Below are 24,774 nucleotides of genomic sequence, written 5' to 3'. Positions count from 1 at the left end.
GCGTACGAGACGTACGCACAGCAGGAGGGACACCGCTCGCGGCAGGAGTGCCTGAGCGTTGGCAGTGGTCCCGCGCCACCGGCTGCATCAGGCCGGCCCCGTACGAACCCGTACATCGGTGCGGTACGACCCCCTTCGCCGCCTCACGCCGCGTCTCACAGAAGAGGCAAGATTCTGTCTACGTTTCGAGACCTTGGGATTTTCCCCGAGACGGCCGAGGCCCTGGAGGCCGTCGGCATCATTTCTCCCTTTCCCATCCAGGAGCTGACGCTCCCCGTCGCCCTCTCCGGCAACGACGTCATCGGCCAGGCCAAGACCGGCACGGGTAAGACCCTCGGTTTCGGCCTGCCGCTTCTGGAGCGCGTCACGGTCCCCGTGGACGTCGAGGTCGGCCGGGCACGGCCCGAGCAGCTGACCGAGGCGCCGCAGGCGCTGGTGGTCGTGCCCACCCGCGAGCTGTGCCAGCAGGTCACCAACGATCTGCTCACCGCCGGCAAGGTGCGTAATGTCCGGGTGCTGGCCATCTACGGCGGCCGTGCCTACGAGCCGCAGGTCGAAGCGCTGAAGAAGGGCGTCGACGTCGTCGTCGGCACGCCCGGCCGGCTGCTCGACCTGGCGGGCCAGAAGAAGCTCAACCTCTCCCAGGTCAAGAGCCTGGTCCTGGACGAGGCCGACGAGATGCTCGACCTGGGCTTCCTGCCCGACGTCGAGAAGATCATCCAGCTGCTGCCGGCCAAGCGCCAGACGATGCTGTTCTCCGCGACCATGCCCGGCCAGGTCATCTCCCTGGCCCGCCGCTACATGTCGCAGCCCACGCACATCCGCGCCACCGCGCCGGACGACGAGGGCCAGACCGTCGCCAACACCACCCAGCACGTCTTCCGCGCGCACTCCATGGACAAGCCGGAGATGGTCGCCCGCATCCTGCAGGCCGACGGCCGGGGCCTGGCGATGGTGTTCTGCCGTACGAAGCGGACCGCCGCCGATATCGCCGACCAGCTCGCGCGGCGCGGTTTCGCGTCCGGCGCGGTGCACGGCGACCTCGGCCAGGGCGCCCGTGAGCAGGCGCTGCGCGCCTTCCGCAACGGCAAGGTCGACGTGCTGGTCTGCACCGACGTCGCGGCCCGCGGCATCGACGTCGAGGGTGTGACCCATGTCATCAACTACCAGTCGCCCGAGGACGAGAAGACCTACCTGCACCGCATCGGCCGTACGGGCCGCGCGGGCGCCAAGGGCACCGCGGTCACCCTCGTCGACTGGGACGACATCCCGCGCTGGAAGCTGATCAACAAGGCGCTGGACCTCTCGTTCGACGAGCCGGAGGAGACCTACTCCACCTCCGCGCACCTCTACGAGCTGCTCAACATCCCCGCGGGCACCAAGGGCGTGCTGCCGCGCGCCGAGCGCACCCGGGCCGGGCTGGCCGCGGAAGAGGTCGAGGACCTGGGCGAGACCGGCGGCCGCGGCCGTGGGCCCCGCAAGGCTGCCGTTGCCGCCGTGCAGGAGGAGCGCCCCGAGCGCACCCGTACGCCACGCCAGCGCCGCCGCACCCGCGGCGGCACGCCGATGGACGGCCCGGCCACCTCGGACGCGACGGCGACCGGGTCGCTCGATGCCGCCCAGAGTGCTGAGGGCACCGACGGTGCCGAGGCCGCCGCCGGGCCGCGCCAGCCGCGCCGCCGGCGCCGTACCCGCACCAGCCAGACCGCGGGCGCAGCGGCCGTGACGGCCCCGGCCACCGAGGCCGTGGCCGCCGCCGAGGTGCCGGCCGCCGCCGTGGTGACCGAGGCTCCGGCCGAGCCGGCCAAGCCGCGCCGCCGCCGTACCCGTGCCGTCCGTCCGGTGGACACCACGACCTTCCAGACCGTCGAGGTTGCCGCGGCCGCGCTCGCGGCGGCGAAGAGCTCGACGATCGCCACCGAGGCCGCCGCGGAGACGGCGCCCGTCGAGGCGCCGGCCAAGCCGCGCCGCCGTACCCGTAGCGCCGCCAAGGCCGCCGCGGAGACGGCGCCGGCAGTGGTGACGGAGACCGTGGCCGAGGCCGCGGACGCCGTGGTGGACGCGCCGGCCAAGCCGAAGCGGACCCGCAAGACCTCTGCAGCCAAGGCCGCCGAGGCCGCCGTGGACACGGCCGAGGGCGCCGTGGAGGCACCGGCCAAGCCCAAGCGGACCCGTAAGACCGCTGCCGCCAAGGCCGCCGAGGCCGCCGTGGACACGGCCGAGGGCACCGAGGCCGCGCCGGCCAAGCCCAAGCGCACGCGGAAGACCGCGGCCACCGCGAAGTCCGCGGCGGACGCGGCCACCGCCGAGGACGCCCCGGCCAAGCCGAAGCGGACCCGTAAGGCCCCCGCCGCGCCCTCTGCAGCGGCCGCGGAGGCAACGGACACCGCCGAGGCCAAGCCGGTGCGCCGCCGCACCCGCGCCAAGGCCCCCGCGGCCGAGGCCGCCGCTGTCGAGGCGACGCCCGGGAGCTGATTTCCCCGGCTGACGCCGCACACCCGGCCCGACGACCCGGCCCCGCTTCCCGCGGGTGCCGGGTCGTCGGCGTCCCGGCCCGGTTTCGCCGTCCGGCCCGGATAACCTCACCTCATGAGCAGGCCGCCCACCCTCACGCTGCCCCCGTGCGCCCGTGCGTACCGACTCGACACCCCGCGCGGTGCCTTCGCCGTGCACGACGCCCGGCCCGATGGCGCGCCGATCGGGACCGCCCTGTTGGTGCCGGGGTTCACCGGCAGCAAGGAGGACTTCATCGCCTTGCTGGCGCCGCTCGCCGCGGCCGGGTTCCGGGCCGTCGCGGTGGACGGGCGAGGCCAGCACGAATCCCCCGGGCCGCGCGACGAAATGGCGTACGCACAAAGGGAGTTGGCTCTGGATGTGCTGGCCCAGACGCAAGCCGTCCAGGAGCGCGACAGCGGTCCGCTGCATCTGCTGGGGCACTCTCTGGGCGGGCTGATCACCCGGGCCGCCGTGCTGCTGGACACCGCCCCGTTCCGCTCGCTCACCGTGCTCAGTTCGGGGCCCGCGGCCATCGAGGCGTCCCAGCAGACCCGGGTACGGATGTTGATCGAGGCGCTCGGCACGCTCGACATGGAGAGCGTGTGGCGGGCGATGCGCGAACTGGATCCCCCGGAGGCCGCGGGCGCGGCGACCCCGCCGGAGATCGGCGCGTTCCTGCACCGTCGTTGGCTGAAGACCGTCCCCGAGCAGCTGATCGCGACCGGCCGTCAGATGCTCGAAGAGCCCGACCGGGTGGCGGAGCTGGCCCGTACGGGTCTGGCCACGCATGTCCTCTCCGGAGCCGTCGACTACGCCTGGCCGGTGCCGTCGATGGACGCGATGGCGCAGCGGCTGTCCGCCCATCGCACCGTCATCGAGGGTGCCGAGCACTCCCCCAACGCCGAGCGGCCGGAGAAGACGGCCGAGGCGCTGACCGGGTTCTGGAGCGGGGTGGGCTGAGCCGGGATCCGGGGATGTGGGCCGAGCGGGCGGTGTCACCAGGACAGCGCCGGGCGGTTCGGCGAGCATCGAGGGAGGCGGGCAGCAGGCGGCGCCCGGCCGCCACCGGCCTCGTACGAAGGGCTCGACCATGACCGAGAATCCGGCGGCTCCTCCGGCCGACGCCGGCGGTGACCCCCACGGCATCGCGCTCAACCGCGCCTTCGACGCCCGCCGCGAGCTGGTCTACGAGGCATGGACGACGCCCGAGCACTTCGCGTACTGGTTCGGCGGGGAGCTGGCGGTGCCGGTCGAGCGGATGACGATGGACGTCCGGCCGGGCGGTGTGTGGAGCCTGGTCATGCGCACCCCGGACGGCGGCGAGCTGCCGTTCTCCGGTGTCTACCGCGAGGTCACCGCGCCCGAGCTGCTGGAGTTCACCCTCAAGGACGCCTTGGCGCCGGACGGTACCGAGGGCGAGATCGTCCGGGTCACCCTCACCGACCTCGGGAGCCGTACGGAGATGGCTTTCCGCCAGCTCGGCGGCAATCTCACCAGCGAGCAGTACCGACAGGCCGAGGCGGGCTGGGCGGGCTTCTTCGACCGGCTCGCGGAGCTGCTCGCGAGGGCCTGAGCGGGCCTCGTCCGCCGGCCCGGCGCGCTGCGGCGGTACGGCCTCAGTACTGCCCCTGGACGTGGTCCCAGAAGCCGTCCCGCAGGACTCGTCGCAGGTCGGCATGGCTGCGCAGGGAGTGCCGCAGCAGCGCCTCGGCGGCGGTCAGCAGTTCCTGGTCGACGGTGCCGGGCAGATACGGATGGCCGGGCAGCAGTCCGGCCACCCACTCGCGGCCGCGTTCCGACAGCCACTGGGCGGCGACCTGCGCCCCGACGAAGCGGACGTCCTCGCGGCTGGGCGCCGGCCCCTCGCCCGCCGGCTGGTCGGTGTACTCGACGCCGGCCCGCCGGGTGACGTACGGCTTGCAGAAGTCCAGGTCGAAGGTGCGCGCGCTGTCGACCTCCCACAGCAGGGGCTCGGCCTGATTGCGGCCGCCGGAGGCCTCGATGCCCCACAGGTGGACCCGGGCGCCATAGCCCTGGGCCGCCTCCACCGCGGAGACCAGGTCCTCGTCGCCGCCGATGAGCACCGCATCGCTGATGGCGCGGTGCCGGGCCAGCGACTCCAGGTCCGAACGGATCAGGGAGTCGACGCCTTTTTGCTGGTTGTTGGCGTTGAGGTTGCCGAGCCTGACCTTCACATCGGGCAGCTCGGCGATCCGCTGCTGCTCCTGGGTGTGGATGCGGCGGCGGGCACCGTCGTACCAGTAGACCCGCAGCAGCCGGCTGTCCGGGAAGATCATCCGGGCCTTGTCGATGAAGGCCTCGATGATCCCTTCGGCGTCCAGGTCGAAGGCCTTGCGGTCCTCCGTGCCGGCGACCAGCCGTCCCGCCGCGGCGTAGACATAGCCCGCGTCCACGAAGGCCGCATGGGTGGACGGGGTGGTGGCGACCTCGGCGAGCACCCGGGTGAGCAGCTCGTTGGTGCGCTCGATCCCGGCGGCCAGGGCGGCGAGGTCGGTGGGGCCCGTGGGCTGGACGTCGTTCATACGGGACCCATTGTCCGGGCGGCCGCTCCGCGGGCACAACCGGTCTCCGGACCAGCCTCTTTAGGCGGTCGAAATTTTTCTTTAGCGTAGGGAATGATTGCACTGGGCAGGTCGTTGTACGTATTCGGAACGCCTGGCAGCGAAGCCAGGCAACCCGTGCCAATCAGTTCTCCGCAGGAGGATCAGACGAAGGGAGAAGCCGTATGCGCTTCGAGATCATGCGCCTGGACGATGTCGACGGCACCGCCGTGGACAGCACCGTCGTGGACGCCGCCTCCGTCAACCGGATCGTGCAGCAGGCCGCAGCCATAGGCCAGCGCATCTACATCCGCCCGGCCGACACCGTCGCCCGCTGACACCTACTCCACCGCCCGACTCAGCAGACTGCCGGCCGATCCCGATCGGCCAGGACGACGCAGCAGCGCCCCCGTACGAACACGTCGTACGGGGGCGCTGCCGCGTCTGCGTCCGGGCGGGGCGTCAGGCGCTCTGAATCACCTGCAGTACGCCGTTGATGATCTGCTGCACGGCGAGCGCGGAGAGCATCATGCCCGCCAGCCGCGTCACCAGGACCACCCCGCCGTCCTTGATCACCCGGATGATCACCAGCGAGAACCGCATCACCAGATACAGCACCACATGGATCGCCACGATCGCCGTCCACACCGAGAGCTGCGCGGCGAACCCGTGCGCATGCTGCACCGCGAGGATCACCGACACGATCGCACCGGGCCCGGCCAGCAGCGGCATGCCCAGCGGCACCAGCGCCACATTGACGTCCTTGGTCTGTGTCGGCTCCTCCGACTTGCCGGTCAGCAGATCCAGCGCGATCAGCAGGAGCAGCAGTCCGCCCGCGATCATCAGCGCGGGCGTCGAGATGTGCAGCCGTCCCAGGATCTGCCGGCCGAAGAGGCCGAAGACGGCGATGACACAGAAGGCGACGGCGGCCGCCTGCCAGGCCATCCGGCGCTGCACCTTGGCCGCTCGGCCGGAGGTCAGGGCCAGGAAGATCGGGGTGATACCCGGCGGGTCCATGATGACAAAAAGCGTGACAAAGAGGGTACTGAAGACGGCGACGTCGAACACGGTGAAGGCCTTGCGAGAGGTGGTACGGGCGGTGAGACGGACAAACAGGGCACGGGCCGGCGCGACAGGCGCGAGCCCGTAGGGGGCGGGAGGGGGCGGGCGCCAAGGAGGTGCGTACGGTAAACCGCACCGCTCAGGCGGCGCCAGAGGCATGCGGGAAAGATCCCGGGGATCAGGGCGCGCACCGCGAGCGCGGTGCGGCGGCCGGCAGCCGCGGGCTCAGCCGCCCGTGCCGGGAACGGGGAAGGCGCCGGTCGCACGGCGCACGATCTCACCGTAGATCTCGGGGTCGGTGGTGTAGTCGCCGAGCCGGCAGGTCTTGCGGCTGCCGTGGTAGTCACTGGAGCCGGTGGGCAGCAGGCCGAGGTCGGCGGCCATACCGCGCAGTCGCGCGCGGGTCGGCTCGTCGTGATCCATGTGGTCGACCTCGATGCCGTCGAGGCCGGCCGCGGCCAGTTCGGCTATCGCGCTCTCCGGTACGCAGCTGCCGCGCTTGACGGCCAGCGGATGCGCGAAGACGGTGACCCCGCCCGCGGCCTTGACCAGCCGGATCGCGTCGAACGGGTCGAGCTCGTGCTTCTCCACGTACGCCCGGCCGTCGTTGGCGAGCCACTGCGAGGTGAAGGCGTCGGAGACCGAGGCGACCACGCCCAGGTCGACCAGGGCGGTGGCGATGTGCGGCCGTCCCACGGCGCCGTCCCCGGCGATCCGGGCGACCTGCTCCCAGGTGATGGGCACACCCAGCTCACGCAGCTTGGCGACCATGCCCTGGGCCCGCGGCACGCGGTCGTCGCGCACCAGCTCCCGCTCACGGGCGAGTTCCGGCTCCTCGGGGTCGAAGAGGTAGGCGAGCATATGGAGGCTCACCCCGTCGATCCGGCAGGAGAGTTCGGCGCCGGTGACCAGCGTCAACCCCTCGGGCAGCGCGGCGCGCGCCTCGGCGTGCCCGCCGACGGTGTCGTGGTCGGTCAGCGCGACGACATCCAGACCCGCGGCCGCGGCGCCTCGCACCAGCTCGGCGGGGGTGTCCGTACCGTCGGACGCCGTGGAGTGGGTGTGCAGATCGATACGCACGACGCGGACTCCAGACTGCTGCGGGACGGATACGGGGACACGGCCCGGGACGCACACCGGGCACAGGTACACCGTAAGGGGACCTCAGAAGGATACCGGGCCGCCGGACGGCGCCCGTGCCGTTCCCGGGGACGCGACGGCCCGGCCCGGCGGGAGCCGAGGGCCGGTCAGCCCAGGATCCGCGGCGAGAGCGCCCCGCACGGCAGCAGGTCCACCTCGGCGCCGGCCTCGCGCAGATCGGTCAGCACCAGCTCGTCGTACATCATCAGCCCCGACTGCTCGGGCCAGGCGATCGCCCACAGCCACAGCCCGCGCGCCTCACCGGCGAAGACCGCCCGGTCCGTCGGTGCGCCGTCGACATGCCAGAGCGCGGTCGGGCGGCCGGCGGCGAGCACCTTGCCGTGCGGCGGTTTCTCCACGCACATACGGGAGCCGGGGTCGGGGCCGTCGATACCGGCGTAGCGCGCGCCGAGTCCGACGCCCAGCTCCTCGGCGATCAGCAGGAGTTCGCCGGGGCCGCCGAGCGGTCCGGGGCCCGAGCAGGCCACCGCGGTCGCGCGGCCGCCACTGCGGTCGTCGCCGGCGCAGGCCACGCCGGTGAACAGCCAGCCGACCGGCAGCGGCCAGGGCATCCATACGGGTACCTGGGCGCGGTGCACGACGACGCCGAGCGCCTCGACGCTCGGCGGGACGACCGGCTGCAGTGGGTGCACGGTGCCGTGCAGGGCGCACTGCCAGGTGTCGGAGAAGAGACCGGGCGCCCGTACCCGGCCTCCGCACTTCGGGCAACTGGGTTCGCCCCTCATAAGGACCAACGGTCCTCCAGCCCCGCCGCCGCGTCAAGGACGATCACCCGACCGGTGTGCCCCGAATCACCTACCGCGCCGCGCATTTGGCCGCATTCTTCGGCACACCCCCCCACCAGGAAAGTAGTTGCAGCTTGCATTCTTTAGGTCGGCTAACTTATTGTGTGTAAACGTCAACGATCTCGGGACGGCCGGACGGCCGGACGGCCGGACGGCCGGACGGCCGGACGGCCGGACGGCCGGACGGCCGGACGCCTCCGCGGATCACGGATACGCAACCGGCAACGGAAAGGGGAACCGCAGCATGAGCGGCACGAAGAGCGGCGGCCACGGCGGCGGCACCGAAGGCGATCCCTTCGAGGAGGGCGGGGCGGGCGGGGCCGGCGCCACCTCCCTCCTGCGCCAGCCGAAGGCCGTATGGGCCACGGCGGGCGCCTCGGTCGTGGCCTTCATGGGCATCGGCCTCGTCGATCCGATCCTCCCCTCGATCGCCCAGGGCCTGCACGCCTCCAACAGCCAGGTCTCGCTCCTGTTCACCTCCTACTTCCTGATCACCGCCTTCGCGATGCTGGTCACCGGCTTCGTCTCCAGCCGTATCGGCGGCCGCAAGACCCTGCTCGCCGGCCTCGCCCTGGTGGTGGTCTTCGCGGCGCTCTCCGGCATGTCGGGGTCGGTCGGCGAACTGGTCGGCTTCCGGGCCGGCTGGGGGCTGGGCAACGCCCTGTTCGTCTCCACCTCGTTGGCGGTCATCGTGGGGGCGGCGGCCGGAGGGAGCGGGGTCGCGATCCTGTTGTACGAGTCGGCGCTCGGGCTCGGTATGGCCTGCGGGCCGCTGCTCGGCGCGATCCTCGGCGACATGAAGTGGCGCTACCCGTTCTTCGGCACCGCGGTGTTGATGGCCATCGGCTTCCTCGCCATCACGGCCTTCCTCAAGGAGCAGCCGAAGCCGGCGTACAAGACCTCACTCCTCGACCCGGTCAAGGCGCTCGGCCACGGCGGGCTGGCCTCCGCCGCCGTCTCCGCCTTCTTCTACAACTACGCGTTCTTCACGGTGCTGGCCTTCACCCCGTTCGTGCTGAACATGTCGCCGTACAAGTCGGGTGGCGTCTTCTTCGCCTGGGGTGTGCTGCTCGCGGTGTTCTCGGTGATCGTGGCGCCCCGACTGCAGCACCGCTTCGGCTCGCTGAAGGTGCTGGGCGGCTCGCTGGTGCTGCTCGCCGTCGACCTGGTCGTGCTGGGCTACGGCAACCACACCACCGCCGTCGTCTGCACGGTCCTGTCCGGCGCCTTCATCGGCCTGAACAACACCGTCTTCACGGAGCTGGCGCTGGGTGTCTCGGACGCGCCGCGCCCGGTGGCGAGCGCCGGTTACAACTTCGTGCGATGGTTCGCCGCGGCGGCCGCACCGTTCCTCGCACCCAAGATCGAGGAGTGGACCGACATCCATGTCCCGTTCATCGTCGCGGCCGTCGCGGCGGTGATCGGCGCCGCCATCGTCGCCGTGCGGCGCCGGGTGCTGACGACCGAGGCCGAGGAGCTGAAGCCGCGGCACGCCACGGAGGACGGGGTCGCGGTCTTCGCCAATTGAGGCCGGCCGCCTTCCCGTGTACGGCATCTGACGCCCCGTCCGCCCTCTTGTCCGGAGGGCGGGCGGGCGCGCGGATATCGGGAACGCCCGCCGGTCAGTCGAGCGGTACGCCCGTGCGCAGCGGGTCGCGCAGGTCCGTACCGTGCTGCAGCCAGCGCTCCTGGAGGGCCTCGGCGCCGTGCACCCGCTTCCAGGCGGCCTCGTTGGGCGTCATCGGCAGCAGCGGCAGAAAGCGGACCGGCTCCATCGGCTCGTCCAGCTCCAGGTCCTCGATGAGCCCGCCGGACTCGGCGACCAGGACCGAGGTGAAGGCGGCGCCCGGCCACAGCGGTTCACCCACGTCCAGCGAGGCACCCGGCGCCACGATCACCCCTTCGACCTGCGGGGATGCGGCGAGCACGGCGAGCGGGCGGAGCACCTTGTCGGTGTCGGCGCGGCCGCCCCGTACGGACAGCACGAGTTCGGCGCGCGGACCGCGCAAGGGGTCGGCCACCACGGAAGTGGGGTCGGCCATGGGCTGCGCGGACATCCCCAGCGTGGCGTAGCGGAGGACCCCGTTGTCCGCGAAGCGGAGCACCTCGATACGGTCGGTCCCGAGGAAGGTGACGGCGGCGCGCGCGTCCGGCTCGCCCAGGCTCGTACGCAACCGGGCTTCTACCAGCTCAAGAACGTCAGACATGCCGCGAGCATACGGCCGGCCCCTCGCCCGACCGTCGCCCCTCGATGACCATGCCCTGGACTCCGTCCGGGGGACCCCATCGCTGCGTCCGTCATTGGTATCGAACAGGCAAAGCGGCGCTATAACGCTTCAGGCGGCTGATAGCCTTGCCGTCTGGTCAGGGAATGACGTCGTCCCCCAACGGGGACCGGCCGGAGGAGGTGGGGCTGCGGTGGATCCGAGTCGACCGTGCAGTACCGATAGTTCTCCTGTCATCCCCCTCGCGCAGCGAATCTCCTGATCCGAGAGCTTCCGTACCCCGCCGTTGAGCGGCGAAACCAAGGAAGCACCTTTGCGCCGGATGTAGATGACGGAAGAGCGCCTTCGTCTCTTTGTTCCGTGTTTTCTGCGAACTGCCGTCAGTATCCCCGCACGGAGCGCCGCCCGCTTTGCGGACGTACGGCCGATGACGCCTCGTACGTCCACGTTCCGGGCAGCGTTGCGCCCCGCGCCAGCAGCTGACGGCCGGCCCGTGAAGGAGCCTGCCATGTCGATGATCCGCGACCTGCGCGCCGCCGTCCGTCCCTCCCGGCGCCGCGACGAACCCCTGTACCGCTACGAGAAGTCCGCCCCGGCCTGTGCGAACAGCGCCATCGTCGACTGCGGTGTGTACCGCGAGGGCCGCCGCGTGAGTGAGCACGTCACCCCGGCCGAGGCGATGGCCGGCGTCCGGGCCGACGGCGGCTTCGCCTGGATCGGGCTGCACGAGCCGACCGAGGCCGAATTCGCCGGTATCGCCCAGGAGTTCGGGCTGCACCCGCTCGCCGTCGAGGACGCCGTGCACGCCCACCAGCGGCCCAAGCTGGAGCGCTACGACGACACCCTGTTCACCGTCTTCAAGACGGTCCACTACGTCGAGCACGCCGAGCTGACCGCGACCAGCGAGGTCGTGGAGACCGGTGAGGTGATGTGCTTCACCGGACGGGACTTCATCGTGACGGTGCGGCACGGCGGCCAGGGCTCGCTGCGCGCGCTGCGGCACCGGCTGCAGGACGACCCGGAGCTGCTGGCCAAGGGCCCGTCCGCGGTGCTGCACGCCATCGCCGACCAGGTCGTCGACGGCTATATGGCGGTGGCCGGTGCGGTCCAGGACGACATCGACGAGGTGGAGATCGACGTCTTCAGCTCGGGCACCAACGGCAAGGGCACCGGCGGCAAGGGCTCCCCCAAGGGCGGCGACGCCGGGCGGATCTACCAACTCAAGCGTGAGGTACTGGAGTTCAAGCGCGCGGTGTCGCCGCTGCTGCGGCCGATGCAGCTGCTGAGCGAGCGTCCGATGCGGCTGGTCGACTCCGACATCCAGAAGTACTTCCGGGATGTCGCCGACCACTTGGCCCGGGTCAACGAGCAGGTGCTGTCCTTCGACGATCTGCTCAACTCCATCCTCCAGGCCAATCTCGCGCAGGCCGCCGTCGCGCAGAACGAGGACATGCGCAAGATCACGGCATGGGCGGCGATCTTCGCCGTGCCCACGATGATCGCCGGGATCTACGGCATGAACTTCGACTACATGCCGGAGCTGCACTGGAAGTTCGGCTACCCGGCCATGATGCTGGTGACGGTCGCCATCTGCTGTGGCATCCACCGCGGGTTCAAGCGCAACGGCTGGCTCTGAGGCCAGGGGCCTCCGGCGTCGGGGAGACAGCGCGAGTGTGCGCGGCATCGTCGGGCGAGCCGCATGGCGGGAGATCGCCCCGGCCAAGCGGCCCGGGCGTCTCAGCGCCCGGGCGGCTCCGGGCGGGGGCGGCCGGGGCCATTAGGCTGAGTCGTATGACGGAGATCGTGTCGCAGGCCCTGCAGGATCGGGCGCTCATCGAAGAGGCCACGAAGAAGTCCGGCCTCATCTGGGTGCGGGGGCCGGCGGGGCCGACCCGTGCGCTGTGGCATGTGTGGCACGACGGGGCCGCCTGCCTCGTCGGGGACGGACCCGGCGAGCAGCCGCTGGCCGGCCTCGGGCTGACCGACGGCGGTTCGGCGACGGTCACCGTACGCAGCAAGGACAAGGGCGGCCGGCTGATCGCCTGGGAGGCCAGGATCGTCGAGCCGGCGCCGGAGAGCGAGGCGTGGCAGACCGTGGTCGACGAGCTCAAGGGCAAGCGGCTCAACGCGCCGGACGCGGACACCCTCACCGAGCGCTGGGCCCGCGAGTGCCGGGTGCTACGGCTGGAGCCGACCGGCGAGGCACCGCAGCGTCCCGGCCGTATGCCGGAGGAGTCACATGCCGCGCCGCCGCTGGCGACGTCCGCGACCACCCGGCGGCCCGCCCCGGCCGCACTGCCGAAGCTGCTGCGCCGGGGCCGTAAGGGCTGACCCCGGCGCCCGGTGACCGGCCTCAGCGCCCGCCGGAGATCCGCGTGCCGTAGTCGACGACCTGGTCCTTCGCCGGGGCCTTGAGGTCCACGCTCTTGTCCCAGGCGTCGAACCGCACCACCCCCGCACCACCGGCGCGCTGCAGCCGCAGCGGGTAGGGCGTGCCCTCCAGCGAGACGTCCAGCGTGCCGCCGGAGCCCGCGCCGGCGCTGATCCGGATGGTGCGGACGCCGTCGATGTCGCTGCGGTCACCGGTTGTCAGCTTGCCGTGCAGCCCGAGCAGGCCGGCCAGCAGCGTGTCCTTGTCGGTGAAGCCGCTGAAGCGCTTGTAGACCGGGTCGGCGGCGGGCACCTTGACGTATTTGCCGCCGAGCTTCTGCGCCGCCGCCTGATCGGGCGTACCGGACGAGCCGCTCTTCTCGCCGGCCCAGAAGGCCGCGTCCGCCTTCAGATAGAGCGCATTGCCGACCCGCAGCAGCTGGAAGGCGGCCGCCTTCGTGGTCAGCTCGCCCTTGGCGCCGTCCTCCGCCAGGCTCATGTCGAGCTTGTAGGTACGGCCCTGGCTGACGACATTGCCGGAGAGGTGCACCGTATCGGCGTGCTCTGCCGCGGCCCGCGCCTTGGATTCGATCTTGGCGGCGGGCAGCTTTCCCACACCGTTGGTGCCGGCGTCCGGGTCCTCCTTCGCGCCGCAGCCCGCGAGCGCCGCGGCCAGTGCCACGCAGGCCGCCCCCACGAGCGCGGCCCGTCCCGTACGACGGGTTCCGGCCAGGGGTCGGGGGCTCGTCCCCGGGGGGATTGCGCTCACGTCGGCTCTGCCTCCTGATGCGGGTGACCTCGACAGCAGTACGGCAGCGTACCTGGGCCGCGCACGGTCGTCGGCGGGGTGCGTGGCGGTCACCCTACGGCCTCTCTCACCCGGGCGGCGCGGACCCGGGCGCGTTAGCCTGAACCCGAATTGATGCCTTATTTCTGACGGATCGGGAGAAAGGGAGGCGCTCTGCATGGCAGTGGTGACTCCCCGGGTCTTCGTCTCCCATCTCGCCGGCATCGCCGTCTTCGACCCCAACGGCGATCAGGTCGGCCGGCTGCGGGATCTCGTCGCGCTGCTCCGGGTCGGCGCCCGCCCGCCGCGGCTGCTCGGTCTCGTCGTCGAGGTGATCAGCAGGCGCCGGATCTTTCTGCCCATGACGCGGGTGACCGGTATGGAGTCCGGCCAGATCATCACCACCGGCGTGATCAATATGCGGCGCTTCGAGCAGCGGGCGACCGAGACGCTGGTGTTCGGCGAACTGCTCGACCGGCGGGTGCTGCTGGTGGAGACCGGCGAGGAGGTCGCCGTCCTCGACATCGGCATCACCCAGTTGCCGGCCCGCCGCGACTGGGAGATCGAGAAGGTCTTCGTACGCAAGGGCAAGGGCGGTGCGCTGCGCCGCAAGGGCGAGACGCTGACCGTGGAGTGGTCGGCGGTGACCGGCTTCTCACGGGAGGAGCACGGGCAGGGCGCGGAGAGTCTGCTGGCCACCCTCGAACAGCTGCGTCCGGCCGATCTCGCCGGTGTACTGCACCATCTCTCCCCCAAGCGGCGCGCCGAGGTCGCCGCGGCGCTCGACGACGACCGGCTCGCCGACGTCATGGAGGAGCTGCCCGGGGACGACCAGGTCGAGATCCTCGGCAAGCTGAAGGACGAGCGGGCCGCCGACATCCTGGAGGCGATGGACCCGGACGACGCCGCCGACCTGCTCTCCGACCTGCCCGAGGAGGCGACGGAGCGGCTGCTGACCCTGATGCGGCCGGAGGAGGCCGCCGATGTGCGGCGGCTGATGTCGTACGAGGAGCGCACCGCGGGCGGTCTGATGACCACCGAGCCGATCGTGCTGCGCCCGGACGCGACGGTCGCATATGCGCTGGCCCGGGTCCGCGACCCGGATCTCTCGCCCGCGCTGGCCGCCCAGGTCTATGTCTGCCGGCCGCCGGACGAGACCCCCACCGGCAAGTACCTGGGCCTGGTGCACTTCCAGCGACTGCTGCGCGACCCGCCGTTCGCCCTGGTCAGCTCGATCGCCGACACCGATCTGCCGCCGCTGCCGCCGGACACCCCGCTGTCCGAGGTGACCAGCTATCTGGCCGCGTACAACATGGTGGCCGCACCGGTCGTGGACGAGAGCGGGGCCCTGCTGGGCGCGGTCACCGTCGACGATGTGCTGGACCATCTGCTGCCGGAGGACTGGCGGGAGGCCGAGCTGCACGGCCCGGAGGCGGCCGGCCTGACCGACACCGAGCCCCTCGGGAAGGCCGCGAATGGGCGCTGAGGAGCGGGAGAGCGGCCGGGAGCGGTCGCGGCTGAACGGCGCCTCCGCGCTACGGCGGGGCACACCCGAGCGGCCGCGGGTGCGCCTGGACCAGCCGCGCACACCGCGTCGTACCTTCCTGCCGGAGTACGACCCGGAGGAGTTCGGGCGGCTGTCGGAGAAGATCGCCCGCTTCCTGGGCACCGGCCGCTTCATCGTCTGGATGACGGTCATCGTCATCGCGTGGATCAGCTGGAATTTCGCCGCGCCCAAGGGCCTGAGGTTCGACGAGTACCCGTTCATCTTTCTGACGCTGGCGCTGTCGCTCCAGGCGTCGTACGCGGCGCCGCTGATCCTGCTGGCGCAGAACCGCCAGGACGACCGCGACCGGGTCACCCACGAGCAGGACCGTAAGCAGAACGAGCGGTCCATCGCCGACACCGAGTATCTGACCCGGGAGATCGCCGCTCTGCGGCTCGGACTGGGTGAGGTCGCCACCCGCGACTGGATCCGCTCCGAGCTCGAGGACATGCTGCGGGATCTGGAGCTACGGCAGATGGTCGAAGCGGAGAGTGATGAACGCGACCGCTGACGCCCTTTCCGGAGGCCGCCTCATGCGCCGTACCATCGGGTCATGGCTACCGAGACCCCCCAAGGCGCCGCACCCAGCGAGGACGCGATCCGCGCCGCGCTCGCGACGGTGAACGACCCCGAGATCCACCGCCCCATCACCGATCTGGGGATGGTCAAATCGGTGGACATCGCGGCGGACGGCGCGGTGGCGGTCGTGGTCTACCTCACCGTCTCCGGCTGCCCGATGCGCGAGACGATCACCAACAGTGTGCGCGATGCCGTCGCGAAGGTCGCCGGCGTCACCGGCGTCACCGTCGAGCTGGAAGTGATGAGCGACGCGCAGCGCAAGGAGCTGGCGACGTCGCTGCGCGGCGGCACCGCCGAGCGCGAGGTGCCGTTCGCCCAGCCCGGCTCGCTGACCCGGGTCTACGCCGTGGCGTCCGGCAAGGGCGGCGTCGGCAAGTCGTCGGTGACGGTCAACCTCGCCGCGGCGATGGCGGCCGACGGTCTGAAGGTCGGAGTCGTGGACGCCGACATCTACGGCCACTCCGTGCCGCGCATGCTCGGTGTCGACGGCCGGCCCACCCAGGTCGAGAACATGATCATGCCGCCGTCGGCGAACGGCGTGAAGGTCATCTCGATCGGCATGTTCACCCCGGGCAACGCGCCCGTCGTCTGGCGCGGCCCGATGCTGCACCGCGCGCTCCAGCAGTTCCTCGCCGATGTGTACTGGGGCGACCTGGACGTCCTGCTGCTGGACCTGCCCCCGGGCACCGGCGACATCGCGATCTCGGTGGCGCAGCTGGTGCCGAACGCCGAGATCCTGGTGGTCACCACCCCGCAGCAGGCCGCCGCCGAGGTCGCCGAGCGGGCCGGTTCGATCGCCGTCCAGACCCACCAGAAGATCGTCGGCGTGGTCGAGAACATGTCCGGGCTGCCCTGCCCGCACTGCGACGAGATGGTCGATGTCTTCGGCACCGGCGGCGGCGAGCGGGTCGCCGAGGGCCTGACCAAGACGACCGGCACGCAGGTGCCGGTGCTCGGTGCCATCCCGATCGACGTCCGTCTGCGTGAGGGCGGCGACGAGGGCAAGCCGGTCGTGCTGACCGACCCGGACTCGCCCGCCGGCTCGGCGATCCGCTCGATCGCGGGCAAGCTGGGCGGCCGGCAGCGCGGTCTGTCGGGCATGTCGCTGGGGATCACCCCGCGCAACAAGTTCTGACGTCCCCAGGAGCCGTCGACGGCTCCGGACGATGCCACAGGGGCGGACCCGCACGGGTCCGCCCCTGTTCGTCGTGCGACCGGCTGTCCGGCATGCGGCCGGTCAGCCCTGGTACGCCGCCAGGTCCTTGATCACCGAGAAGCCCAGCCCGTACGCGCTCATCCCGCGCCCGTAGGCGCCGATGTGCACGCCGTCGGGGCCCTCGCTCGCCGAGCCCGCCAGCACCCAGCCGTACTCGGACTCGCGGTACGCGAACGAGGTCGGCGCACCGTCCACCGGCAGTATGAGCTCGCTCCAGCCCCCGCCGCCGAGATCGTCGGCCAGTTCCCAGGCGAGCATCGTCTGCTGGTCCAGCCAGTCCTGGCGCAGCGTCCGGTCCATCGTGGTCGGCCAGGTACGGGCGAGCAGCCCGGACCCGGCGAGCCAGGCGGCCGTCGAGACCGAGGTGGCCTCCAGTACGCCGGTGCCGTCGGCGCTGCGCCGTACGGGGCGGCTGGGGACCGTCACCACGACCGCGAACCGCTCGTCCTGCGGCGATTCCACCTTGATGGTGGGCTCCTCGCCGTGCCCGGTGGCGCCGTGTTCGACGGTGCCGTCCGAGGCCGCGCCGACCTGCATCAGCCAGCGTGGACCGGTGAACGCCTCATCGAGGCCGTACCACGGGAACTCGGCCAACAGATAGCCGTCGACCTTTCCGCCGACCGGTGCGGACGACTCTTCTTCCGCTGCCCGACTCGTCGTCTCCATCTGCGCGGAGCCTCCTTGTTGCCCTGCGTCGTGGGCGGCCCGCCCCCCTCAGGCGACCGAACCCCGGACACCCGGAGCATAGCCATAGGGGTCAACACAGCCCGGGCATACCGGAGTGTGTCAGGTGGCGTCGGCGTCGAACGGCGGACGCTCGTCCGGCACCGGGTCTCCGGTCCGCTTGACCATGTCCAGGCGGCCGGAGCCGGCCGGGGGCTCCTTGGTCAGGCTCGGGCCTGAGCCGTTCGAGGGCGTGGCGGAAGAGGCGCTGTCGCGGCCGTTGACGGCGTCGGTGACCTCGGCCATCTCCTTCTTCAGGTCGAAGCCGTTACGGATCTCCTGAAGGTCCTTGAGGCCGTACTCGTCCTTCTCCAGGACGTGTTTGCGCACGAAGTTCTTGGGCTTGAGGTCCTCGAACTCGAAGTCCTTGAAGTCCGGGCCGAGCTCGCTGCGGATGTCTTCCTTGGCGCTGTCCGAGAACGCCCGCACCTTCCGGACGAAGGTCATGACGTCCTGGATGACCTTGGGGAGCTTGTCCGGGCCGAAGATGAGCACGGCAAGGATCACGAGCGCGACCAGCTCGAGGGGTCCTATGTCGAAGAACACCTTGCAGCTCCTTGGGTTATCCGCGGCCTTCGTAGGCCTATGGGCCAGGCCGACTATCACGGTACCTGGCCCCGTACGTCGGGTGGGAGTCACCCGCACCAACACCGTGCAAACGATCAGCCCGTGCTGGAGGATCCCAGTCTGAGCCGTACGGACTGATCCTTGCCGCCCCTTTGGAGGGTCAGCATCAGCGTGTCGCCCGGCCGGTGGCTGCGGATCTTGACGATCAGCTCCTCGCCGCTGTGCACCGGGGCGCCGTCCACCTTGGTGATCACATCGCCGGCCTTGATCCCGGCCTTGGCGCCGGGGCCACCCGGGGTGACCGGCGGCTTGCCGTCCTTGCTGCGCTCGCTGACCCGTGCGCCGTCCCCGGCGTACTCCATCTCCAAGGTGACGCCGATCACCGGGTGGGTCGCCCGGCCGGTGTTGATCAGCTCCTCGGCCACCCGCTTGGCCTGATTGATCGGTATGGCGAAGCCCAGCCCTATGCTGCCGCCCTGGCCGCCGCCGTCCAGTCCGCTGCCGCTGTCGGCGGCGCGGATGGCGCTGTTGATGCCGATCACCCGGGCCTTGGCGTCCACCAGCGGGCCGCCGGAGTTGCCCGGGTTGATGGGCGCGTCGGTCTGCAGCGCGTCCACGTACGAGATGTCGCTGCCGTCGCCCTTCTCGCCGCCCGCGGTGATCGGGCGCTGCTTGGCGCTGATGATCCCGGAGGTGACGGTGTTGGCGAGGTCGTACGGTGCGCCGATCGCCACGACCGGGTCGCCGACCTGCACCGAGTCGGAGTTGCCGAGGGTCAGCGGCCGCAGTCCGCTGACACCCTCCACCTGGACGACGGCGAGGTCATAGCCGCCGTCCTGGCCGACGACCTTGGCCTTGGCCGTCTGGCCACCGCTGAACGTCACCGATATCTCGCCACCGGTGCCGGCCGGTTCGACGACGTGGTTGTTGGTGAGGATGTGCCCCTGCCGGTCGAGGACGAAGCCGGTGCCGGTGCCTTGTTCGGCATTGCCCCGTACGTGGAGGGTGACCACTCCGGGCAGCGCGGTCTGCGCGATACCGGCGACGCTGTCGGGCTTACGGCCGCCCTCGTCGCCGGCGGCCTGCGGCAGCTTGATGTCGTTGATCCCGCCGTAGCGCTCGACATACGCACCGATACCGCCGCCGACACCGCCCGCGAGCAGCGCGAGCGCCACCGCACCGGCGACCAGCATCCCGCGCCGGCTGCGCCGCACACCGGGCGGCGGCGGAACCACCGGGCCGCCCTGCAGAGGCGCGCTCCAGGGGTCGTACTGCTGCCAGGCGCCGCGGGGGGTGTGGGGCGGGGCCTGGGGATGCGGCTGGGGCTGCAGTTGCGGCTGTTGCTGTTGCTGTTGCTGCGCGGGATACGGGGTGGCCGCGCCTGCCGGGCGGGGGCCGCCGTCGCCGGGGTGCGGGACGAACGCGCCGCCCGCACCGTCCGTGCCCTCATGCGCCGGGTGTGGTGCCGCGACCGGTCCGGACGCGGCGGCCGGCTGCGGGGGGCCGGACTGCGGGGTGTGAGCCTGCGGGTCTGCTGCTTGAGGGGTCGGGGCCGGCGAGCCGGTGGTCTGGGGGGCGGTGTCCTGCGAAGCGGGGGCGCCGGGTGCGGCCGGGGCCGGGGCACCGTACGGGGGCATCGGCCCGGCGGCCGGCGGCAGCACGGTGCCGTGTGCGGGGGTCGCCACCGGCCGCTGTACGGGCGGCGCGGGCGCCCACGGTCCGGGACCGCCGTACGGAGGTGTGCCGTAGGGGTCCTCGGGATGCAGCGGCTGCTGGCGCTGCGGCGTGGCGCTCGGGGTCTCGGCCGATACCGACGCCATGGGCGAGGCCGGGGCGGGGCCGGAAGCCGCGGCTGTGGCCGCGTCCGGGGCCGTTGGGGCCGCTCCGCCGGGAGCCTCGCTCCGCGGGTCGGCCTTCGCCTCGTCCCGCGCGCCACTGGGCACCTGACCGAGCGTCACGGTCGCGGCAGCCGCCCGGTCCGCCCCGCCCCCTGCTCGCTCACCCTGCACCGCGGCCGACTCCTCGGCCGCACCGGCCCGTTCGGCCGCCCCGGCCGTCGCTGCGGTCCCGGACGCCTCCGGTGCCGTACGGACCTCCGAGCCATTGCGCTGCTCCGGCGGGCGGACGGTCCAGTCCTCCGCCTCCTGCCGATCAGATGCGCCAGACATGCCGAATGTTCCGGATATGCCAGATGTGACTGGTGTGACGGGCGCACCCGCCGCGCCGGCCTCACCCGCACCGACACCCACACCTGAGCCGTCCCCCCGCTCCGGCGGACGCACGATCCAGTCCCCCGCCTGCTGCACATCGGAGGTGCCGGACATGCCGGACACCTCGGTCCGTGCCGCGCCCGGCGCGCTGTCGGCGGGCGGCATCGCCTGCGGACCGGCCTCGGCGGACGGTTCCGTGCCCGGGGTACGTCCCGGGCGGCTCCACCACTTCAGCTTCGACCCGGCGGCCTTACCGTCGTCCATGCTCTCCCCAGATTTCGCCCACGCTCATGCGGGCCACCACCACCTCGCGGTACGCACCCGGTCAGGGGTGCGCCGCCCCACAGGGATTCAACCAGTTCCGCGCGGGGCTGCGCAGGGGACGGTCAGCGCTGGGCGGGGGTTGAGCCATGGGCGGACGAGCCGGCCGCGGCCGCGGAGCCGATCAGCGGGCGCATCGGTTCGAGCGGTGGCAGCGGGGGTGGGTTCTTCCGCACGGGGGTGTTGCCGGTCGCGGCGGCCAGTGGCGCGAGGTGATACGCCGATGCCGGACCGGTCGCGGCTATCAACGGCGACAGGCCGAACCGGCCGCCCGGCGCCGAGGAGGGCTGCACGGAAGGCGCGCCGGGGCCGTACAGGGCCATGGCGCTGGGAGCCGGGGCCATGGTCGGACCGACGGACGACGACGGGGAGTTTCCGGTCGAGAGGAACTCCCCGCTGCGGAGCAGGGAGCCGCTGTCGGCCGCGGGGCTGGCGCTGAGCGGGGTGACGGCCGTGCCGCTGCCCTCGGTGCGTCCACCGGTGGCGTCGACCGCCGCCTCCAACGGGAGGGCGCCGCCCAGCGCGAAGGCCGCGAGCGAGACCGCACCGGCCGCCGCGAAGGCGAACCGGCGCCGCTGCACGGGCCGCTCGGCCTCATGGACGCGGAAGCCGCGTGAGCGGGACTGTGTGGGCACCGCCGCCATCGTGAGGCCGGGGTGGTTGTCGGAGGGGACATAGTGGAACGAGCCGCCGCCCCTCGTGTAGTCACCGCGCCCGAAGCCGCCGTTGCCGAGCCGGCTGCCAGGGCCGTCGGGGTCGCCGCCGGGCAGCTGCTGCAGGCGCGCCAGCAGGCCCGCGGAGGGGCCGGGGGGCGCCGTTTCGGCGAAAACACTTTTCAGCCGACGCTGGGCGTCGGCCTCTGCCTTGCACTTTCCGCATGTCGCGAGGTGCGCGAGCACCCGCTCACGCGCGTCATGCCCCAACTCGCCGTCGACCAGGGCCGCGAGGCGGTCGCCGAGATGCTGCTCGGCGGGGGACGGACCGCCACTGAGGCTCACGCGATCCCTACCTCCCCCGTGGGCACCACGGCCAGCGACCGCCGCTGCTCACGCTCTTCGGCACGGGTGGCCGGGGCGCGGTGCTTGAGCGCCTTGCGCAGATGGGAGCGGCCACGGTGGATCCGGCTGCGGACCGTACCGAGCTTGACGCCGAGCGTCGCGGCGATCTCCTCGTACGACAAACCTTCGATGTCGCACAGGACGACGGCGGCGCGGAATTCCGGCGCGAGGGTGTCCAGCGCCTGCTGCACATCGGCGTCGAAGTGGGTGTCGTTGAAGTGCTGCTGCGGCGAGGGCTCGCGACTGGGGAGCCGCTCGGCGGCGTCGTCACCGAGCGCGTCGAAGCGGATACGCTGCCGGCGCCGGACCATGTCCAGGAACAGGTTGGTCGTGATGCGGTGCAGCCAGCCCTCGAAGGTTCCGGGGGTGTACGTCGACAGCGAGCGGAAGACGCGGACGAACACCTCCTGGGTGAGGTCCTCGGCGTCGTGCTGATTGCCGGTGAGGCGGTAGGCGAGGCGGTAGACCCGTGCGCTGTGAGTGCTGACGATCTCCTCCCAGCTGGGTGGAGTCCACGCCTGCGCATCCGCGTCTGCGGCGAAGGTCGCGGTAGTTGCGGAGGCGGTGGGGCGGATGGGGTTACCTCCCAGGCCGTTCAGGCTCTGGGGGCGGTCAGCATTGTTTGTCACGGATTTCGGCTCGGCGAACGACCTCTTCAAGCGCCTCAGCACTCCTCGGTCACCCGCCGCAGCCGCACCTCCCCTGGTGGCTCTGGTGGTGTCCAGTAGAGCCACTACCATATCCACCTCGCCCGTTAGCTCCGGATAAGCAGTTTTGACCTGCATTTGGTCCTGCTTCTGGCCTTGCATCGTGTCTCGCGCGGTCTTCACCGGTGCGTCCCCCCCGCCTTCCCCCTCGCCCTCCTTAACGCCCAGTCCCATCTGCGGGTTCCCGCACACAGCGGATACAGTCACGGTTGCGTCAACTACGGGGACAGGAGAGGGCCATTACCGGCAACCGGCAGACGAGCTTGGCATTCGCCGAGGCGTACGGCGCCGGGGCCATCGACGACAGCGCCGAGGCCGCCCTGCGCTGGTCCCGTGACTGCGCCCGGGAGGCCGGCATCCGTACGGTGACGACCGGCACCGGCGCGGCCCTGCGCATGCTCGCCGCCACCGCGGACGCCAAGGCGGTCGCCGAGATCGGCACCGGCACCGGCGTGTCGGGCATCTACCTCCTGCACGGCATGCGGCCCGACGGAGTCCTGACCACCGTGGATGTGGAGCCCCAGCGGCAGACGTTCGCCAAGCAGGCGTTCCGCGCGGCGGGCTTCGCGGGCAACCGCGCCCGCTTCATTCCCGGCCGGGCCCTGGACGTACTGCCCCGCCTCGCGGACGGCGGATACGACCTCGTCTTCTGCGACGGCGACCTGATGGAGTGCCTGGAGTACCTCGCCGAATCGTTGCGTCTGCTGCGGCCCGGCGGCCTGGTGTGCTTCGAGGGCGTCTTCGCCGACGGCCGTACGGTCGACTCGGCGGTGCAGCCCGCGGAGGTGCTGCGACTGCGGGAGCTGCTGCGGGCCGTACGGGAGAGCACGACGCTGGTGCCGTCCCTGCTGCCGGTCGGCGACGGGCTGCTCTGCGCGGTCAAGCGCGGCTGACCCGCCCCCGCATCGGGCGAACCCGAACTCCTCACGACGAATCCGGGAGACGAATCCGGGGAACGAAACGGCCCCGGCACGCGGCACACCTTGAGTGCGCGCCGCCTGCCGGGGCCGGGGTAATTCGACTGGGGGGTACCGGGGTCAGCCCCGGGAATCCGCCGGTTTCTCCGTCTTTGTCAGACGGTGACCTTGTCCAGGGCCTCACCCAGGGCCTTGGCTTCGTCGGGGGTCAGCTCGACGACGAGCCGCCCGCCGCCTTCGAGCGGAACGCGCATGACGATGCCCCGCCCCTCCTTTGTCACCTCGAGCGGGCCGTCGCCCGTCCGCGGCTTCATGGCCGCCATGCTCGTTCCCCTTCCTGAAACCAGCTCACCTCAGCCGACGGCCCGAATAGGCACGTGTCACCGGCATCGAACACATTGCTTCCAGGCCATTATCCCGCATCGAACGACCCGATGACCAACATCGGGCAGCATCCCTTCGGCAACGCGCTCTCTCAAACCCACCCAATTCGGGGAGCGGGCTGCAATACTTCTCCCCTCGCGGACCTCCGAAGCGCCAGCATTGTTTGATGTACGTCACATGCCGACGGCCGATGATCTCCGGCATCCTGAGCGCTGACTGCCGCTGCCGAGCAGTCCGAGCCGCGACGGAGGGGACTCCCACTATGGCCGACACCGTGCTCTATGACGTGACCGACGGACTCGCGACGATCACTCTCAACCGCCCGGACGCGATGAACGCGATGAACACCGAGGCGAAGGTCCTGCTGCGGGACACCTTGCAGGAAGCCGCCGCCGACTCCGCGGTACGCGCCGTTCTGCTGACCGCCACCGGGCGCGCCTTCTGCGTCGGGCAGGACCTCAAGGAGCACATCGGCCTGCTGGCCGAGGACCGGGCCAACGGATCCGGCAGCACCATGAACACCGTGCGTGAGCACTACAACCCCATCGTGACGGCGCTGACCGAGATGCCCAAGCCGGTGGTCGCGGGGGTCAACGGGGTCGCCGCGGGCGCCGGCGCGGGCTTCGCGCTGGCCGCCGACTACCGCGTGGTCGCCGACACCGCGTCCTTCAACACCTCTTTCGCGGGCGTGGCGCTGACCGCCGACTCCGGAATGTCCTGGACGCTGCCCCGGCTGATCGGCCACGGCCGGGCCGCGGATCTGCTGCTCTTCCCCCGCAATATCAGCGCTCAGGAGGCGTACGAGCTGGGCATCGCCAACAAGGTCGTCCCGGCCGGCGAACTGGCCGACGAGGCCGCGGCCGTCGCCCGCCGACTGGCGCAGGGCCCGACCGCCGCCTACGCCGCGCTCAAGGAGTCGCTGGCCTACGGCGCGGGGCACTCGCTCGCCGAGACCCTCGGCAAGGAGGACGAACTGCAGATCCGGGCCGGGGCGTCGGAGGACCACCGGATCGCGGTCGAGGCGTTCGTGAAGAAGGAGAAGCCGACCTTCCTGGGGCACTGACCCCGGCACCGCCGGACCGGTCCCGCCAACCGGAAC

Annotated in this window: 24 protein-coding genes; 12 read left to right on the top strand and 12 right to left on the bottom strand. The window is 71.6% G+C overall.

Annotated features, from left to right (window positions below; all coding sequences use genetic code 11):
- Positions 1–51: 51 nt before the first annotated feature.
- From KI385_RS29455 to KI385_RS29445, 3 genes are all read left to right on the top strand, one after another.
- Positions 52–2,475, top strand: a complete 2,424-nt coding sequence (locus KI385_RS29455; protein ID WP_425357103.1) for a DEAD/DEAH box helicase — start codon at positions 52–54, stop codon at positions 2,473–2,475.
- Positions 2,476–2,589: 114 nt separating this feature from the next.
- On the top strand, positions 2,590–3,456 hold the full coding sequence (locus tag KI385_RS29450) for an alpha/beta fold hydrolase (RefSeq protein WP_238575158.1): 867 nt from the start codon (positions 2,590–2,592) through the stop codon (positions 3,454–3,456).
- Between the two features lie 130 nt (positions 3,457–3,586).
- Complete coding sequence (locus KI385_RS29445; protein ID WP_238575157.1) at positions 3,587–4,069, top strand: SRPBCC family protein; 483 nt, start codon at positions 3,587–3,589, stop codon at positions 4,067–4,069.
- Between the two features lie 43 nt (positions 4,070–4,112).
- Here KI385_RS29445 and KI385_RS29440 read toward each other — a convergent pair whose 3' ends face one another.
- The gene (locus tag KI385_RS29440) at positions 4,113–5,039 is read right to left on the bottom strand and encodes an NYN domain-containing protein (RefSeq protein WP_128506735.1); all 927 of its coding nucleotides are present in this window, start codon (positions 5,037–5,039) and stop codon (positions 4,113–4,115) included.
- A gap of 203 nt (positions 5,040–5,242) precedes the next feature.
- Here KI385_RS29440 and KI385_RS29435 point away from each other — a divergent pair, with 203 nt between their 5' ends.
- Entirely contained in the window at positions 5,243–5,395 is a 153-nt protein-coding gene (locus tag KI385_RS29435) for a hypothetical protein (RefSeq protein WP_181923650.1), read from the top strand.
- A gap of 124 nt (positions 5,396–5,519) precedes the next feature.
- On the opposite strand, the gene KI385_RS29430 is transcribed toward KI385_RS29435, so the two are convergent.
- The 3 genes from KI385_RS29430 to KI385_RS29420 form a co-directional block, all read right to left on the bottom strand.
- A complete protein-coding gene (locus tag KI385_RS29430) occupies positions 5,520–6,125 on the bottom strand; it encodes a MarC family protein (protein ID WP_238575156.1) in 606 nt (201 codons plus the stop codon).
- A 219-nt stretch (positions 6,126–6,344) separates the two neighbouring features.
- On the bottom strand, positions 6,345–7,199 hold the full coding sequence (locus KI385_RS29425) for a PHP domain-containing protein (RefSeq protein ID WP_238575155.1): 855 nt from the start codon (positions 7,197–7,199) through the stop codon (positions 6,345–6,347).
- A gap of 167 nt (positions 7,200–7,366) precedes the next feature.
- A complete protein-coding gene (locus tag KI385_RS29420) occupies positions 7,367–8,005 on the bottom strand; it encodes a DUF6758 family protein (protein ID WP_238575154.1) in 639 nt (212 codons plus the stop codon).
- A 304-nt stretch (positions 8,006–8,309) separates the two neighbouring features.
- On the opposite strand from KI385_RS29420, the gene KI385_RS29415 reads away from it, so the two are divergent.
- Positions 8,310–9,593: an MFS transporter gene (locus KI385_RS29415; protein WP_238575153.1), complete on the top strand. Its 1,284-nt coding sequence runs from the start codon at positions 8,310–8,312 to the stop codon at positions 9,591–9,593.
- Between the two features lie 94 nt (positions 9,594–9,687).
- Here the strand turns inward: KI385_RS29415 and KI385_RS29410 are convergent, their stop codons facing one another.
- Complete coding sequence (locus KI385_RS29410; RefSeq protein ID WP_128511593.1) at positions 9,688–10,272, bottom strand: suppressor of fused domain protein; 585 nt, start codon at positions 10,270–10,272, stop codon at positions 9,688–9,690.
- 526 nt (positions 10,273–10,798) lie between these two features.
- On the opposite strand from KI385_RS29410, the gene KI385_RS29405 reads away from it, so the two are divergent.
- Positions 10,799–11,926: a magnesium and cobalt transport protein CorA gene (locus KI385_RS29405; protein WP_238575152.1), complete on the top strand. Its 1,128-nt coding sequence runs from the start codon at positions 10,799–10,801 to the stop codon at positions 11,924–11,926.
- 155 nt (positions 11,927–12,081) lie between these two features.
- Entirely contained in the window at positions 12,082–12,621 is a 540-nt protein-coding gene (locus KI385_RS29400; protein ID WP_238575151.1) for a hypothetical protein, read from the top strand.
- 22 nt (positions 12,622–12,643) lie between these two features.
- On the opposite strand, the gene KI385_RS29395 is transcribed toward KI385_RS29400, so the two are convergent.
- Complete coding sequence (locus KI385_RS29395; RefSeq protein ID WP_425356971.1) at positions 12,644–13,429, bottom strand: hypothetical protein; 786 nt, start codon at positions 13,427–13,429, stop codon at positions 12,644–12,646.
- 196 nt (positions 13,430–13,625) lie between these two features.
- Between KI385_RS29395 and KI385_RS29390 the strand changes: the two genes are divergently transcribed.
- From KI385_RS29390 to KI385_RS29380, 3 genes are read left to right on the top strand one after another with little or no spacing between them, the layout of a single operon-like run.
- Complete coding sequence (locus KI385_RS29390) at positions 13,626–14,933, top strand: magnesium transporter MgtE N-terminal domain-containing protein (protein ID WP_238575150.1); 1,308 nt, start codon at positions 13,626–13,628, stop codon at positions 14,931–14,933.
- Positions 14,923–15,504, top strand: coding sequence for a DUF1003 domain-containing protein (locus KI385_RS29385; protein ID WP_238575149.1), 582 nt, complete (start codon positions 14,923–14,925; stop codon positions 15,502–15,504). Before KI385_RS29390 ends, KI385_RS29385 begins: the two co-directional genes overlap by 11 nt.
- Positions 15,505–15,546: 42 nt before the next feature.
- A complete protein-coding gene (locus KI385_RS29380) occupies positions 15,547–16,707 on the top strand; it encodes an Mrp/NBP35 family ATP-binding protein (protein WP_238575148.1) in 1,161 nt (386 codons plus the stop codon).
- A 102-nt stretch (positions 16,708–16,809) separates the two neighbouring features.
- Here the strand turns inward: KI385_RS29380 and KI385_RS29375 are convergent, their stop codons facing one another.
- From KI385_RS29375 to sigE, 5 genes are all read right to left on the bottom strand, one after another.
- Positions 16,810–17,454 (bottom strand): hypothetical protein, encoded by a 645-nt coding sequence (locus tag KI385_RS29375; protein ID WP_238575147.1) that lies wholly within the window; start codon positions 17,452–17,454, stop codon positions 16,810–16,812.
- A gap of 120 nt (positions 17,455–17,574) precedes the next feature.
- Positions 17,575–18,057, bottom strand: a complete 483-nt coding sequence (locus KI385_RS29370) for a sec-independent translocase (RefSeq protein WP_238575146.1) — start codon at positions 18,055–18,057, stop codon at positions 17,575–17,577.
- A 116-nt stretch (positions 18,058–18,173) separates the two neighbouring features.
- Complete coding sequence (locus KI385_RS29365) at positions 18,174–20,552, bottom strand: trypsin-like peptidase domain-containing protein (RefSeq protein ID WP_238575145.1); 2,379 nt, start codon at positions 20,550–20,552, stop codon at positions 18,174–18,176.
- A gap of 122 nt (positions 20,553–20,674) precedes the next feature.
- A complete protein-coding gene (locus KI385_RS29360) occupies positions 20,675–21,607 on the bottom strand; it encodes a zf-HC2 domain-containing protein (protein WP_238575144.1) in 933 nt (310 codons plus the stop codon).
- Entirely contained in the window at positions 21,604–22,296 is a 693-nt protein-coding gene (gene sigE / locus KI385_RS29355) for an RNA polymerase sigma factor SigE (protein WP_425329479.1), read from the bottom strand. Before sigE ends, KI385_RS29360 begins: the two co-directional genes overlap by 4 nt.
- A 374-nt stretch (positions 22,297–22,670) precedes the next feature.
- Between sigE and KI385_RS29350 the strand changes: the two genes are divergently transcribed.
- Complete coding sequence (locus KI385_RS29350; protein WP_425357102.1) at positions 22,671–23,267, top strand: O-methyltransferase; 597 nt, start codon at positions 22,671–22,673, stop codon at positions 23,265–23,267.
- A 179-nt stretch (positions 23,268–23,446) separates the two neighbouring features.
- On the opposite strand, the gene KI385_RS29345 is transcribed toward KI385_RS29350, so the two are convergent.
- A complete protein-coding gene (locus KI385_RS29345) occupies positions 23,447–23,614 on the bottom strand; it encodes a DUF3117 domain-containing protein (RefSeq protein ID WP_006603288.1) in 168 nt (55 codons plus the stop codon).
- Between the two features lie 323 nt (positions 23,615–23,937).
- Between KI385_RS29345 and chcB the strand changes: the two genes are divergently transcribed.
- Entirely contained in the window at positions 23,938–24,738 is an 801-nt protein-coding gene (chcB, locus tag KI385_RS29340; RefSeq protein WP_238575142.1) for a 2-cyclohexenylcarbonyl CoA isomerase, read from the top strand.
- Positions 24,739–24,774 lie beyond the last annotated feature (36 nt).

Origin of the sequence: Streptomyces inhibens, from assembly GCF_022221585.1 — a bacterium.
In the GTDB taxonomy this organism is placed as follows: Bacteria; Actinomycetota; Actinomycetes; order Streptomycetales; family Streptomycetaceae; genus Streptomyces; species Streptomyces inhibens.
This window is presented reverse-complemented; position numbering and strand designations above follow the sequence as displayed.